Origin of the sequence: Photorhabdus heterorhabditis (assembly GCF_001280945.1) — a bacterium.
In the GTDB taxonomy this organism is placed as follows: domain Bacteria; phylum Pseudomonadota; class Gammaproteobacteria; order Enterobacterales; family Enterobacteriaceae; genus Photorhabdus; species Photorhabdus heterorhabditis.
This window is the reverse complement of sequence record NZ_LJCS01000146.1, coordinates 1-2,029: the sequence shown is the minus strand read 5'-3', so window position 1 is coordinate 2,029 and position 2,029 is coordinate 1. Positions and strand designations below refer to the sequence as shown.

The 2,029-nt window shown below is 45.1% G+C and carries 2 protein-coding genes; both read right to left on the bottom strand.

The annotated features are described in order from the left end of the window. Positions 1-593: 593 nt before the first annotated feature. Positions 594-1,370 (bottom strand): DUF4123 domain-containing protein, encoded by a 777-nt coding sequence (locus AM629_RS20940; protein WP_054481724.1) that lies wholly within the window; start codon positions 1,368-1,370, stop codon positions 594-596. After that, positions 1,367-2,029 (bottom strand): bacteriophage T4 gp5 trimerization domain-containing protein (locus AM629_RS20935; protein WP_420806703.1); only part of this gene is annotated, 663 nt, incomplete at its 5' end. The genes AM629_RS20940 and AM629_RS20935, both read right to left, overlap by 4 nt.

Genomic DNA, 2,029 nt, shown 5'->3' with positions numbered 1-2,029 from the left:
TCATCTCGCGGATTTCCCCGACTTCTCAACCGGTAAGGCATATTCACAATCGGCTTGCCTTGCTCATCCACCAATTGGAATTCTATCCAGTGTTTCAGAATGTTTTTACAGTCAATATGATCGAGTGAACCTAATTTGCTCATCGATATGATTTCCTTCTTTTAACATTACATATAGGCGCGCAGCCCAAACATCATGTTCTGAAAGTCCCGCAAGACTTCCCTCATCTGGCTATCAATCACTTTCATCATCAGAAAAGTCTCTGCACTGATGAAACCAACATAGATATCCCGCCAGAAATGGAAATGATGGATTGCGTCTCACCAAAGAAATAAGATAGTAAAAATCTTATTATCACAGACAAAAAGCACCGCTTATGCCATGAGTCATGGTGCGCTGAATGACAGGAAGATAAAAATATATCCCCGTCAATTAATCCCTTCGAACGAAGGGAACGGAATTTGAAATTTCCTTCATACTGTTCATATGATGGAACTCAAATTATAGTTATTAAACCATCATCAAATAGCAAGAAAATTTTTCATTTTTTTAATATCACGATGACCATTTATCATAGCGACCAATGACATCATCTATTCATTCAAATATTGTTCATCGAGCCTCTGCAAATAATCTGTACTGGTCAGGTTGCTAATATCACCTCCATTTTCTAAACGTACTTTTAGCCAATTAATAATCCCTTCCACTAACCGTCCCTCTGGCTCATCCAGTTTTTCAGCTAATTTTCCGTGGTTTTCCCATATATCATTACTGATCACAAATGCCTTTCCTTTCAAGGCATAATCGGAATGATGCCAGGCGTGCAGCAAATGACTCCCCAAAACAAAAGGCTGTTCACTCCCTCCGTGACCACAATTTTCAGGACGGGAATACTTCCGGGGTTCAGGGACATCGATCATTAACTCACTCACCGGTGTTAAAAATGCTGACCAATCGCTGATTATCATTACCGGTAATAACTGACTGAAAACTCGGGGGTCCATACTGCGTAAAATCACCTGCCTCTCCCGCAATATCACCTGCTGGCGCGAACGCCAGTGATTAAGCTGTTGGGTCCACACATCCTCACTACGATAAGCCCAACCCCAGCTGTTATCGCTCAGAGTTTGGCTATCAAGCCGATGACCGATGATTGACAAGCAGCCTGACTTGGGCTGAACCAGCCAGGGACCTTGTGCCAGAATATGCTCCATCGGTGTACCGCTATATAGTGGAAAAGCCTGCTCTACCCAGTCATTTTTATAAAAGCGATTGACGGGATTTGGCTCTGCCAACGAGTTGAGCATAAAGAAAACCGGTGGCTTATCAGGCGTAGTCAACCACTGTTGCCAGTTTATAGACGTGTTCATTCATCCTCCTGGTTATCGATAATCCAGTTAGCTTCGCGCTGAGCCAACACAGCACAAGATGGTTTGGCCGGGAATTTGATATCCGGCAGTGGCTCTACACCGTCCGGTAGTTGCAGAGACAAACCACGACCGACACCGGCGGAGCCCTGCCCGACGGATAAATTCGCGGAGGTCAGAATACCGCCGGGAGTTAGCCGGATAAAATGCCCCCCGATTTTTAAAGTAATCTCTGACGCCGCTTCCAACACTATTTTTCCGCCGCTTTTCAGATGCGTTTCCTGACCACTTTCAGCGACTAACGCTTCCCCGGTCTGTAAATGCTGACTGCCGGTAATACGGTGTGACACATTGCCATCAGTGCTGTGCTTAATTGAACCGGTGATTTTTTGGTGATCATCAGCATGAATTTCACTGTAGCGGTTATTATCGATCCGCTGTTTATGGTCGTGTTTGATATGCCAGTGAGCATCATTCTGGATATGGACAGTCAAATCTTTCTGCCCGTGCAGGTAAATCTCTTGCTGGTCTTTAGCATCCTCAAACCGCAATTCATTAAAGCCTTTTCCTTTGTGGGTCCGGGTCTTAAAGGTGGTGCGGGTTTTTTCGGCAGGTAAATCCAGCGGCGGGCGATTCAGACCGTTATAGGTGCAGCCGGTCAC